The following is an 11,884-nucleotide window of genomic DNA, read 5'->3' as shown; positions in this document are numbered from 1 at the left end:
CATGATCAAGAACGGAACCCGCCTCGCCAGCCAAGTGTGCGAGACCCAGGTCATCGTCGTGCGGAGCGCCGACAGCCTCGACGACCTGCGCTGTGGCGGGGCCCCGATGGTGCCGATCGGCGCGGAGCGTTCCGGCGAGCTGGATCCGGCGTTCGCCGACGGCAACATCATGGGCAAGCGCTATGTCGACGACAACGGCGCCGAGGTACTGGTGACCAAGGCCGGTGCCGGGACCCTGACCATCGGTGAGACCCCGCTACATCTCAAAGAGGCCAAGCCGCTGCCCGCCAGCGACTGATAGCAAGCAGACGCAAAAGCCCCCCTCGTGCCCGGCGCGGCGGGGTTTTTGCGTCTTCTCGTGGCGCTAGCGGCCGGGTACTCCGTTGCGACGAACGAATTCCCTTGCCTTGATGAGGAATTCGAGCTGCTCGGCAACTTTTTGCAGCGGTGTGGCACTGCGTGTCGAGCGGCACAGCACCACCGCGCCTTCCAGTGCTGCGATTGACGTCAGCGCGAGTGAATCCGCATCGGACTGGTCGAAGCCGTCGGCGACGAAGGCCCGGCTCAGCGCCGCGCGCCAATGGTCAAAGATCTCTCCGGCTTCAGCGGTCAGATGCGGTTCGCCGTCTGCCGGGCCGATCGCCGCGGCCACGACAGGACAGCCGGCATTGAAGTCGCTCTCGGCCAACAGATGTTCCCACAGCTCGACGAAGCGACGCACCAGGGCCGCCGCGCCTTGGTCGGCGGCCGTATCGATCGCCGCAGTGATCGCCTCACCGGAGTAGCGCAGCGCCTCGGTAAGGATCTGATTGCGACCGTTAGGAAAGTGGTAGTACACCGAGCCACGGGGCGCGCCGCTACGGGTAAGTACCTCATCTATGGTCACCCCGGCCGCGCCGCGCTCGCGCAGCACTTCAGCCGCAGTGACAAGCATGCTGGTGCGCGTACCGCCACGGTTCTTCCGCGCGGCCTCTGCTGCCGTCGACATCACCGTCGTCCCCCTCGAAGCCAGACGATTATGCGGCGTGCGAGTGACGTGCCTGCAGGGCACGCCAGTGCATGTTGCGTGGGCTGAACCGGACACCGCGGAAGGGTTGGCGGCGTAGGTCGGACACCTCACGGGTGAACCGATGACCCGCAACGTTGAGCTCGATGACCCACATCGGAATCTCCTGCCTCACGGGCCGAATACGTCAACCCATGACTATGCATCAGAGCATACTACATACAGGTCGTGCTACGGAATCTGTGGTCCAGGAGCCCAGGAAATCCGGCTAACACCGCCACAAAGCAGACCGTCACCGGGTCTCGATTATGCAGGCTCACATATTGCCTCTGGCCCATGAATCCGCTGGCGGCAGCCATCGATGAGTTCGACGCCGGGCGCGACCCGCGACGCTGAAAGGCACCGGGCATCAATAGTTTTTGCGGCCAACCGCACTGGACCAAGCCAATCTTGTCCGGAATGTAACCGAAACACAGCCCAACGAGAGGGTTAACTCAAAATGAACGAATGGTAAACTGCCGGTGGCTTTCGCGCATGCTGCCCCATCAAAACCGACCGAGAGGTGTGGTCAATGCCCGACTTGCCGCCGATCACCCTGGATAGCGATGTCGACGCCGCCGACCGGGCCAGCGCAATCGACTTCATCAACCGTGTCAACTTGCTGTTCGATGCTTGGGATATCGACGCGATGGTCGAGGCCTTCCTCCCGGACGGCGTTACGTACCACACCCACGGCGTCAGTCGGGGCCGAGCGGAAATCCGTAGTTTCTTCCAGCGGGCCTACCCGTACAGCGCCCCGGGTGTCAGCAGACTCGCGACCAACCCGATCGTCGATCGTGACGGTGAGGGTGTCATCGTTCGCTACCACAACCTTCTCGTGCGCTATGCGCCGCCGGACGCTGTGCCCGGCATGATCACCGCCGAGGTGGTTGGAACTCCGGGTGAACTGCCCGCGATTTGGGTTTACTCGGCCATGACAGACCGGCTGCGCCGGACCGATCGGGGGTGGCGCATCTTAGAACGTCATGTCGGGCCGACCACCATGAATGACCGCCTGCGCCCGATCACTTGCGACCCTGCCTATTTCGAGCCGTGCCTGCCTGCGGCGGTTGCACGATGACATTCGCCACAGCGGCCGGCGCGCCCCATCTCAGTCCCGGATAAAACCCTTATTGCGCATCAGGAAGTCCGCCAGGAACCCGTCGTGTGGGATTTCGGGCGCGTGGTAGCAGGTCGGATGGCGGCCCCAGTAAACGTTGGCGACGGTCGGCTCGGCCAGTAGGGCATCGACGAGGGCTTCGTCGCTGGTGATGGCGGTGACAACCAGTGAGTGCCGCAGCGCTGCCATGCCCTCGCGGCGCGACCACGGCGACACCCAGACGCACGGGAACGGCAGTTCGGTGTTGAGCGTGTCGACATCGGTCGTGGCCATCAGATGCACGGCGGGGCGTAATGCGGCGCAGCCATTGCCCAGCGGGGCGACCACCTGCTCCGCGCCGAGCACCGGGGTCGTTCCGGCGGCCTTGGCCGCGAGATAGTCCGCCAGCCGCGCGGCCTCGTCGATGCTCTGGGTGGGCAGAAGCGCCCGCTCGTCTCCAGTCGGCAACGGTTGGATCGTCGACAATCGATCGGCGATCGCGCCCGCCAGTGGCGCGGGATCGCCTTCGTAGAGCACGGCGGTGGTGTTGACGCACGCCATTCCGCCCTGGTTGGCGATCGAGTCGACCACGACGTCGAGGTAGTCGCGCCAATCTTGCTCGGCGGTGATCAACATCTTGCTGCGCCCGGGCCCGTTGACAAACACCGTGGGATCGGTCGCGTATTTGTCGACGACGTGCTGATCGCCGTAGACCATCGCCAGGTCGGCCGACCGAATGATCTCGTCGGCTCCGCCATACTCGGTCGGCAGATACGTCGCATCTTCGGATCGAAATCCGTTGGCGCGCAGGGCATGGACGAGTCTATGCGCGGTGAACGGCTCGCGGCGCGACGGGCGGACCGCCACCCGGTAGCCCAGTGCGAGCGCCTGGGGCCACAAGGCGTGGATGGCGGGCCCGTTTCCTGAGGCGTGCACGGCGAAGACTTCGCCGCGCCGGGCCCACACCGCGCCGCCGTCGGCGATGCGGGGCTCGCGCCAGTCCAGCGCTGCCCCGGCGGGGCAAGCCGGCCGCACCGCATCGATCGCCGACGCGACGGCCCGGGCGACCCGCTGCGCACCGGCACGGGTTACCGCGATCGGCAGCCCCGAAGCAGCGCTGGCAAGTTCGACGTAGGTGTCGAAATCCAGTCCGGCGATCACGGCGCTCCCGAATGCGTCGGCTGCCTCGGCAAGAGCGGTGAGACGCTGCGTAACAGGCAGCGGCGGCGTTTTGCGCTGCGTACCGATGCTGCGCGAAACATAGAGTGGCGGAGCAATACTTAGCTCGGCAACCGGCACACCAGCTGTGCTGGTGATGGTCTGGCGGTTCCGCGTGCGGTACGGCCCGTTCGGTCCGAGTGCGTCTAGGCATACCAGATCTGTTGCCCGACTTGCGTATTCGCCGGCAACCGATGTCATGGTCAGTACACACCTTCGATGACGCCGCGGCCTTCGAATGTGGCTACCGGCTGCACCTCGGTGAGCGAATCGCCGACCTGGCCCGGGGGCCCTGGGAGTCGGACTGCGCTGTCGCGTTCCAGGTTGTTCGGTATGAACATGGCTTTGCTGAGATGGTTCATCACGACCTGGCCGCGTTGCCCGTGGGGCACCTGATCGCCGGTGTCGGGATCCAGCACCCAAAACACGACATACGGGGTGCGCGGGTCGAACACGAACGAATCGCAATCGCCACCGGTGCGGGTAATCGCTTGCGAGAGGATCATCGTGCTGCCGAAAACCATCGTGATCGCGGTATCCGGGAAGATCTCGCGAAACAGATCCAGCGTGTCGGTGTCGACATGGGCGCCGCTGAGCAGGACATAGCGGATCTTCTCGTTCACCAAGTCCACGATGTGATCGTTGCGGGCGAGGGCTTCGAGCAGCGGCGGAGTGGTGTGCAGATTCGCGACGTTTTGGGTGCACAGAACGTGACGGGCCTGCTCGATTACGTGTTCGACGTAGGCCAGCACGTCGGCGGCGGCGTTGCGGGCAGCGAGCTTTTTGACCCAGCGCGGATCCAGATCGATCGAGTGGAAGATCGAGCCGAGTCGCGCCGAGACCAGGCGGGAGAAGTAGCCCACCCCGTGCGGTCCGCTGGGCATAAGGCACAGGAAGCCGCGGCCCGGCAGGAATCCACCCGCGGTGAAATCCTCGGTCTGCCACCGGACAACTTGTTCGATCCAGTCCGGCATTTGCACAGTCCGTTTCGGAGCCCCCGTCGTGCCGCCGGACTCGAAGATCTGCGGCAGCGGCGGCGGTGACCCATACCCGCGTGGAATCAGGTCCTCCACGGGCGCAGTGCGCAGTTCGTTGACGAGGTCGGGAAACAAACGCAGGTCCGCGAACGTGTTGATGTCGGTCAGCGGGTCGAAGTTCAGTGTGGCCGCAATACGCAACCAGAACGGCGATCCGGTGTCCTCGCTGAAGTGCCAGGCGACCGCGGCGCGAAGGTAAGCTTCGGGATCCTCGACCGGCTCTGAACGCGGCACCTCCAACAACGACACATCGATACGCGCCACGCCAACGATCCTGTCGCACCGCCGACCACCCGGCAATCGCAAGCGCTCGATAGGTGGTCAGCTGGCCCAGACACAAGCCGACACAATAAGACGATGAGCACAAACGGCGTTCGATCCAACAACGCGGAACCCGTCGTAGTGGTCGGGGCCGGGGTGAGCGGATTGACCACCGCGATCTGTCTGGCCGAGGCGGGCGCGCGGGTACAGGTGTGGGCAGCGGAGCCGCCCCCACAGACCACGTCCATCGTCGCGGGCGCGCTGTGGGGCCCCGCATTTCAGGAACCGGCGTCCCAAACGCTGGCGTGGATGGCGCAGTCGTTGCGTGATTTCCAAGAGCTGGCCAAGGTGCCAGACACCGGGGTGCGGCTGGCGCCGGTACTCGCAGTGGGCGAGTTAGCCAACGTCGACGAGCTGCCGCCGCAGGCTTACCTGGTTCCCGACCTTCGCCGCTGTGCCTCCGCGCAGCTTCCGCCGGGCTTCACGCACGGGTTTCTGGCCACCATGCCGCTGATCGACATGCCGCGCTACCTGCAGTATCTGCTGGACCGCCTGTCGGCCGCCGGCGGCGAGATCGAGATCCGCCGCGTGCGGTCGTTAACCGAGGCCGCAGAGGCTGCGCCGATCGTCGTCAACTGCACCGGTCTGGGGGCCCGCGAACTGGTCGGCGACCACACCGTGCAGCCGCTGTTCGGCCAGCATGTCGTGCTGAGTAATCCAGGGTTGGACCAGGTATTCGTCGAGGTCACCGAGGCCGAGGAGTGGACGTGTTATTTTCCGCATCCCCAGCGAGTGGTGTGCGGCGGAATCCGAGTGCCGGGCCGGTGGGACCGCACCCCCCTTCCGGATGTCACCGAACGGATTCTGCAGCGATGCCGGGCGATCGAGCCGCGTCTTGCCGACGCGGAGGTGGTCGAGACCATCACGGGCCTGCGGCCTGGTCGCCCCGCGGTGCGGGTGGAGGTCGAGCCCGTGGGCCGGGCGCGCTGCGTGCACAACTATGGACACGGCGGCAACGGGGTCACGCTGTCCTGGGGTTGTGCCCGCCAAGCCGCAAGGCTGGTGCTCGCGCCAACAGCGTCACGCAATGAGTCATGACCGAAAAGCCAAGGCGCACAAGTAAAACCGCCTGACTCCTGTTTCGGCGTAGCTTTGATTCTGTGCAGAACATCGAGCGGCGGACATTGCTGTGCGCCATTGCCGCCGCTTTCGTCGCGGCCGCGAGCCGGGCAGCAGCGGCAGGCGCCGAGCCGGTGCGGTGGAAAATCCCGCTGGCGCCGCTGCCGACGGCGGCCGGCGTGCTCACTCGGCTGCCCGGAACTGGCAATAAGTTGGCGCTCACCGTCGATGACGGCGCCAGCGTCCCTGTCGTCGGTGCCTTCGCCCAGTTCTGCCGCGACAGCGGCACCCGGCTGACGTTTTTCGTCACCGGTGTCCACCCCTCGTGGTCGGTTAACGCACCCGCGCTGCGACCCCTGGTCGACTCCGGGCAAGTCCAGATGGCCAACCACACCTGGTCGCACCCCTACCTCACCCGCATCGGGCTGACCGCGGTGGCCGACCAGATTCGCCGCAACGCCGACTTCCTAAGACGCACCTACGGTGTGGACGGCACCCCCTACTTCCGGCCGCCCTACGGCGTCCACAACGCCGACATCGACCGGGTCGCCGCCGACCAGGGCTACACGACGATCACGCTGTGGAGCTCCACCCTCGGCGATTCCGCTCCCGAGAGCGAAGCCAGCCTAATAGCCAACGCCAGCAAGGCGTTTCAGCCGCAGCAGATCGTGCTGGCGCACGCCAACCTGCCCACTATCACGCATTGTTACCCGCAGCTGCTCGATCTCATCCACAGCCGCAACCTGCAGACGGTCACGCTCAACGACGTCGCCGCCTGAGCGGGGCCGGTCAGCTGTCGATCGTGTAGCCCATCGGCAGCAGCACGCTCTTGAGCTGGCAGAAGTGCTCGACACCTTCGGGCCCGTTCTCGCGGCCGATGCCCGAGTTTTTGTAACCACCGAACGGTGAGCCGGGGTCGAAGGCATACCAGTTGATGCCGTAGGTGCCGGTGCGGATCTTCTGGGAGATCTCAATGCCTTTCGGCACGTCGGTTGTCCAGACGCTGCCAGCCAGGCCATACACCGAATCGTTGGCGATGGCGATCGCGTCCTGCTCGGTGTCGTACGGGATGATGCACAGCACCGGTCCGAAGATTTCCTCCTGGGCGATCGTCATCTTGTTGTCGACATCGGCGAATACCGTCGGCTGCACAAAGTAGCCGCTGTCCAGCCCCTCCGGTCGGCCGCCGCCGCACACCAGCCGCGCCCCTTCCTCGATGCCCTTGGCGATATAGCCCTCGACGCGGCTGCGCTGCTTCTCCGAAATCAACGGCCCGATCTGGGCGGCGGGGTCCGAGGGGAGCCCCACCGGGAGGGCTTGCACGAAACTGCTTACCGCTTCGACGATTTCGTCGTAGCGGGAGCGCGGCGCCAGGATGCGGGTCTGGTTGACGCAGCCTTGGCCCGCGTTCATCACGCCCGAGAACACCAGCATCGGCACCGCTGCGGGCAGATCGACGTCCTCGAGGACGATAGCTGCCGATTTGCCGCCGAGCTCGAGCGTGCACGGCTTGAGCATGTCCGCGGCGCGCTTGCCGACTTCCCTGCCCACCGCCGAGCTCCCGGTGAACGTGAACATGTCGACGTTCGGGTTGGACGTGAGCGCTTGGCCGGTGTCTGCCCCGCCGGGCACCACCGACAGCACCCCTTCGGGCAGGCCGGCTTCGGCGAGGACCTCGGCCAATGCGTTGGCCGTGAGCGGAGTTTCGGCGGCGGGTTTGAGCACGACGGTGCAGCCGGCGAGCAGTGCGGGTCCAAGCTTGTTGACCGCCAGGAACAACGGAACGTTCCACGCGACGATCGCGCCGACCACGCCCATCGGCTCGCGGCTCACGATGGTCTGCCCGTAGGCACCGGTACGGGTCTCGGTCCACTTGACCTTGTCCGCGGCCCCGGCGAAGAAGTTCAGCGACCCCATGGATCCGGCCCAGTGCATCGTTTCGATGATGGTCGGCGGTTGACCGGTCTCGGCGGCGAGCAGCCTGGTGAACAGTTCCTTGCGGTCTTCCATCAGCTTGACCGCCGCGGCGAGGACGGCGGCGCGCTGTGCCGGCGGGGTGGACGGCCACGGGCCGGTGTCGAACGCCTTGCGGGCCGCGGCGACAGCGGCGTCGACGTCGGCGGCCGCGGCCAGCGGTACCCTGCCGACGTACTCGCCGGTGGCCGGGCAGTGCACTTCGATGACGGCTGACGTCGACGGCTGGGTCCACGCGCCGCCGATGAACAGCTTGTCGTATTCGGTCTTCTGGCTGTCGGTCATGGCGCCAACCCTACCCAGCCCGACCCGAAACGAGAACACGTTTCAGTCAAGTGGAATCGCGGTGCGACTACGGTTGCAGCACCAGCACCAGGTTGCTCACCAGAAACTCCCGTAGCACCGGCACGGACGTCGTCCACCATGCCCATCGCGGGTGGTAGCGGGGAAAAGCCGCCACCAGCGCGCCGGTGCTGGCCGCCCAGGCCAGGCCGTCGGCCGCCGACACCGCAAAAAGCGACGACCCATAGTTGTTCTTGGCCGGATGGCCGTGTTTGCGGGCGTAGCGGGCCGCGGCACGGGCTCCGCCGAGGTAATGCGTCAAGCCCATTTCATGGCCGCCGAACGGTCCGAGCCACACCGTGTAGGACAGCACCGTCATGCCGCCCGGTTTGGTGACGCGCAGCATCTCGTTGCCGAGCTGCCAGGGCCGGGGCACGTGTTCGGCGACGTTGGACGACAGGCAGATGTCCACACTGTCGTCGGCGAACGGCAGCGCCATCCCTGAAGCGCGCACGAACACACCCGGCCGTTCGTCGGGCGCCGGGCCGGGCGCATGCATCTCGTCGAGGCTGGGCTCGACGCCGAGGTAGTCGATCCCGACCGCGGCGAAGGCGGCCGCGAAATACCCCGGACCGCCGCCGACGTCGAGCAGTCGGCAGCCTTCTGGTGGCCCGCCATGCACGGCCCGCCACAGGTCGGCGACCATTGTCGCGGTGTCGGCGGCCAGCGCGGCGTAGAAACGGGCCGGCTCCGATCGCTCGTAGCGGAACTCCCGCAGCAACCGCAGCGAGCGGGACAGTGTCGCACGCCGTGCAAACGTGTCGGTGACGGCCATCGGACCCACGCTAGGCTGTCACCCGATGTCTGCCGCGCAAAGTGAGCCCGAGGGCCACAAATCCCGGGGGGTGAGCGCGGTATTGCTGCTGTGCTGGCGCGACACCGGTCATCCGCAGGGCGGCGGCAGCGAAGCCTACCTGCAGCGCATCGGCGCGCAACTAGCCGCGACCGGCGTGGACGTCACCCTGCGCACCGCGCGCTATCCCGGTGCGCCGCGCCGCGAGGTGGTCGATGGTGTGCGGGTCAACCGCGCCGGGGGACGGTATTCGGTATACCTCCGGGCGCTGCTGGCGATGGCCGCAGCCCGGCTGGGGTTCGGGCCGCTGCGACGGGTGCGGCCCGACGTGGTGATCGATACCCAGAACGGCGTGCCGTTTCTGGCGCGGCTGCTCTATGGGCGGCGGGTGGCCGTGCTGGTGCATCACTGCCACCGCGAACAGTGGCCGGTGGCCGGCCCGGTGCTCGGCCGGCTGGGCTGGTATATCGAGTCGAGGTTGTCGCCGCGGCTGCACCGCCGCAATCAGTACGTGACGGTGTCGTTGCCGTCGGCCCGCGACCTTGTCGAGCTCGGCGTGGACAACGATCGAATCGCGGTGGTGCGCAACGGTCTTGACGAAGCACCGGCGCAGACCCTGGGCGGACCGCGCGCGGCGTCGCCGCGGGTGGTCGTGTTGTCGCGGCTTGTTCCGCACAAGCAGATCGAGCATGCCCTGGACGCTGTCGCGGCGCTGCGGCCGCGGGTAGCGGGTCTGCATCTCGACATCGTCGGTAGCGGATGGTGGCGGCAGCGACTGGTCGACCATGCTGAGCGGCTGGGCATCACCGACGCGGTGACATTTCACGGCCACGTCGACGACGTCACCAAACACTATGTGGTGCAACGTTCTTGGGTACATGTATTGCCGTCCCGCAAAGAAGGGTGGGGGGTGGCCGTAGTCGAAGCGGCCCAGCACGGCGTGCCCACGATCGGCTATCGATCCTCCGGCGGGCTGTGCGACTCCATCGTCGACGGGGTGACCGGGGTCCTTGTCGACGACCACCACGAGCTGGTGGATCGGCTCGAACAGCTACTGGCCGATCCGGTGTTGCGCGCCGAACTCGGCGGCAAGGCGCAGACCCGATGCGCTGAATTCTCTTGGCGCCAAAGCGCCGAGGCGATGCGCGCTGTGCTGGAGGCGGTACGTGCGGGCCGTCGCATCAGCGGCCTGGTTTAACGCAGAACGAAGTTTCCAGCAAGTCGGAAATCTACACAGCTGTACAACAGCGTGTGCCTCGAAACAGCTAGCGACTCGAACTAACGGGGCCCCGATGGCACCGTCCGCTGACAGCTACTCCGACAGCGCCACCAACGAGCAATCCCAGCCACATCAGGTGTGCGACCAGCACCGCGAGTCGGCGGTTCGCCGGCGGACCCACATCGTGGCCACCGATCCGGTACAGCGCCAGATCCGCGTCACGATAAACCGGCGGCAGCAGGTCGAGGGTCCGGGCGGCCGCGCCCATGTCGCCGGCAGTTCCCGACTCGACGACCACCCAGTCCACACCTGCATCGCGAAGCGTCCGCGGATCAACCCCGGCCAGCAGCAACCCCTGCACCGCGCGGGCGTGGGCGCCTTCACCCGGAACGGTAACCCCGGAAACGGTCAGGTCGCCGGTCACCAGCACGTCGGCGCGCAGCCAGCGGGGCAGCGGGTCGAGCACGGGTGCCGGCCCCGACCAGGAGAAGCGCCGCATGGTGCCCGCAGGCAGCACCGCCACCGGCCCGGGATGGTCGTTGATCATCCTCGACACCGTCGGCCAGGCGGTGGGGTACCGCACGGACTGAAGCTTGCCCGCAGCCCCCCAGGCCAGATCGGGCAGGCCCGCGATTAACGCCACACAGCACACCGCAGCCGTCACCGTCGGTCGCAGCCATCGGCGCAGGGTCACCACCGCGGCGTCGCCCGCCAGGGCATATCCGGGCATCGCCAATGCCACCCACTTCTGACCGTCGCGCAGTACCGCCAGGCCGGGTGCGGTCTCGACCAGCCCCCGCAACACCGCCAGTCCAGGCCCGGTGGCCGACACCGCGGGCACCACGACGGCAACGACCGCCAGCACCAGCAGCGGGATAGCAGCCGCGCGGCGCACCACCACCGGCAGGCCGGCTGTCACCACGCCCAGCAGCGCCACGGCTGCCAGAAGCGCGAAAACCGTTGTGCGGGATGTCGGTACGGCCTCGGCGTTCCACATCCCGCCGAGGCTGGCCAGGCTGCCCAGCGTGCCCAGGCCCGGCTCGGCGCGCGCGGCGAACACCGCGACCGCCGGGGCTTGTGCCCAGGCGTGCCCACCCGCAGAACGACTCAATGCCGACGCCGTCAACCAGGGCAGCGCGGCGACCACTGCCACGGCCAACGCTGCAGTCCCGCACAGCCAGCGTGGATGCCCCGGCCCGGGCGTCGCCGCGCATACCAATGCCACCGTCGCCGCCAGCATCAGTCCCGTCGGCGTCAACCCGGCCAGCGGAACCCAACACGCCAGCGCAAAAAACCCCCGTCGGCTTAAACCGAGGCGCAGATCCACCATGCTCGACGCAACCCAGGGCAGGCAGCCGTAGCCGACCAACAGACTCCAATGCCCCTGCAATAGCCGCTCGGCGACATAGGGGTTCCAGATCGCCAGCGTGGTCGCGACGAACTGGCCGGGCCGCCCAGCATCGGGCAGCACCCGTGCGACCAGCCGGGCCGCACCCCACCCAGCCAGCCACAACCCCGCCACCAGCAGCACCTTGACCACCACACCGCCGTCGAGCACATGCGACGCCAGCGCCACCGCGAAATCCTGCGGGCTAGCCCGCGGCGCAGACTCGCCCAACCCGAGCGCGGTGTCCGACAGATAGGACCGTGGCGTGGACACCGCGTCGCGCAGCAGCAAATAACCGGGGGCCAGCAGCGGCGCCACCACCAGCAGCGCCAGCGTCAGGGCGTACGCCGGCACCGACCACTGGAGAGCCCGGTGGCTAACCCGGGTCAT

General features: G+C 67.1%; 11 protein-coding genes. 5 read left to right on the top strand and 6 right to left on the bottom strand.

Annotated elements, in window-relative coordinates:
• The first annotated feature begins 1 nt into the window (after position 1).
• Complete coding sequence (locus MYXE_RS22395; RefSeq protein WP_085195356.1) at positions 2 to 298, top strand: hypothetical protein; 297 nt, start codon at positions 2 to 4, stop codon at positions 296 to 298.
• 66 nt (positions 299 to 364) lie between these two features.
• Here MYXE_RS22395 and MYXE_RS22390 read toward each other — a convergent pair whose 3' ends face one another.
• Positions 365 to 988, bottom strand: a complete 624-nt coding sequence (locus MYXE_RS22390; protein WP_085195354.1) for a TetR/AcrR family transcriptional regulator — start codon at positions 986 to 988, stop codon at positions 365 to 367.
• A 589-nt stretch (positions 989 to 1,577) separates the two neighbouring features.
• Between MYXE_RS22390 and MYXE_RS22385 the strand changes: the two genes are divergently transcribed.
• Positions 1,578 to 2,126 (top strand): nuclear transport factor 2 family protein, encoded by a 549-nt coding sequence (locus MYXE_RS22385; RefSeq protein WP_004571711.1) that lies wholly within the window; start codon positions 1,578 to 1,580, stop codon positions 2,124 to 2,126.
• Between the two features lie 30 nt (positions 2,127 to 2,156).
• Here MYXE_RS22385 and MYXE_RS22380 read toward each other — a convergent pair whose 3' ends face one another.
• Positions 2,157 to 3,521 (bottom strand): aldehyde dehydrogenase family protein, encoded by a 1,365-nt coding sequence (locus tag MYXE_RS22380; RefSeq protein WP_085195424.1) that lies wholly within the window; start codon positions 3,519 to 3,521, stop codon positions 2,157 to 2,159.
• Positions 3,522 to 3,565: 44 nt separating this feature from the next.
• A complete protein-coding gene (locus MYXE_RS22375; protein ID WP_085195352.1) occupies positions 3,566 to 4,663 on the bottom strand; it encodes an acyl-CoA synthetase family protein in 1,098 nt (365 codons plus the stop codon).
• A 93-nt stretch (positions 4,664 to 4,756) separates the two neighbouring features.
• Here MYXE_RS22375 and MYXE_RS22370 point away from each other — a divergent pair, with 93 nt between their 5' ends.
• Entirely contained in the window at positions 4,757 to 5,758 is a 1,002-nt protein-coding gene (locus tag MYXE_RS22370; RefSeq protein ID WP_085195350.1) for an FAD-dependent oxidoreductase, read from the top strand.
• A gap of 62 nt (positions 5,759 to 5,820) precedes the next feature.
• Entirely contained in the window at positions 5,821 to 6,558 is a 738-nt protein-coding gene (locus MYXE_RS22365) for a polysaccharide deacetylase family protein (RefSeq protein WP_004571715.1), read from the top strand.
• A gap of 10 nt (positions 6,559 to 6,568) precedes the next feature.
• Here MYXE_RS22365 and MYXE_RS22360 read toward each other — a convergent pair whose 3' ends face one another.
• Complete coding sequence (locus MYXE_RS22360) at positions 6,569 to 8,038, bottom strand: aldehyde dehydrogenase (protein ID WP_004571716.1); 1,470 nt, start codon at positions 8,036 to 8,038, stop codon at positions 6,569 to 6,571.
• 67 nt (positions 8,039 to 8,105) lie between these two features.
• Positions 8,106 to 8,870: a class I SAM-dependent methyltransferase gene (locus MYXE_RS22355; protein WP_085195348.1), complete on the bottom strand. Its 765-nt coding sequence runs from the start codon at positions 8,868 to 8,870 to the stop codon at positions 8,106 to 8,108.
• 25 nt (positions 8,871 to 8,895) lie between these two features.
• Between MYXE_RS22355 and MYXE_RS22350 the strand changes: the two genes are divergently transcribed.
• Positions 8,896 to 10,086, top strand: a complete 1,191-nt coding sequence (locus MYXE_RS22350) for a glycosyltransferase family 4 protein (protein ID WP_085195346.1) — start codon at positions 8,896 to 8,898, stop codon at positions 10,084 to 10,086.
• Positions 10,087 to 10,153: 67 nt separating this feature from the next.
• On the opposite strand, the gene MYXE_RS22345 is transcribed toward MYXE_RS22350, so the two are convergent.
• Positions 10,154 to 11,884: a hypothetical protein gene (locus MYXE_RS22345; RefSeq protein ID WP_085195344.1), complete on the bottom strand. Its 1,731-nt coding sequence runs from the start codon at positions 11,882 to 11,884 to the stop codon at positions 10,154 to 10,156.

Source organism: Mycobacterium xenopi (assembly GCF_009936235.1).
In the GTDB taxonomy this organism is placed as follows: Bacteria; Actinomycetota; Actinomycetes; order Mycobacteriales; family Mycobacteriaceae; genus Mycobacterium; species Mycobacterium xenopi.
This window is presented reverse-complemented; position numbering and strand designations above follow the sequence as displayed.

Excerpts from the sequence above, each read along its gene's own strand:
- MYXE_RS22345 (WP_085195344.1), bottom strand. The coding sequence starts at position 11,884 with ATGACCCGGGTTAGCCACCGGGCTCTCCAGTGGTCGGTGCCGGCGTAC.
- MYXE_RS22395 (WP_085195356.1), top strand. The coding sequence starts at position 2 with ATGATCAAGAACGGAACCCGCCTCGCCAGCCAAGTGTGCGAGACCCAG.
- MYXE_RS22385 (WP_004571711.1), top strand. The coding sequence starts at position 1,578 with ATGCCCGACTTGCCGCCGATCACCCTGGATAGCGATGTCGACGCCGCC.
- MYXE_RS22390 (WP_085195354.1), bottom strand. The coding sequence starts at position 988 with ATGTCGACGGCAGCAGAGGCCGCGCGGAAGAACCGTGGCGGTACGCGC.
- MYXE_RS22370 (WP_085195350.1), top strand. The coding sequence starts at position 4,757 with ATGAGCACAAACGGCGTTCGATCCAACAACGCGGAACCCGTCGTAGTG.
- MYXE_RS22350 (WP_085195346.1), top strand. The coding sequence starts at position 8,896 with ATGTCTGCCGCGCAAAGTGAGCCCGAGGGCCACAAATCCCGGGGGGTG.
- MYXE_RS22360 (WP_004571716.1), bottom strand. The coding sequence starts at position 8,038 with ATGACCGACAGCCAGAAGACCGAATACGACAAGCTGTTCATCGGCGGC.
- MYXE_RS22355 (WP_085195348.1), bottom strand. The coding sequence starts at position 8,870 with ATGGCCGTCACCGACACGTTTGCACGGCGTGCGACACTGTCCCGCTCG.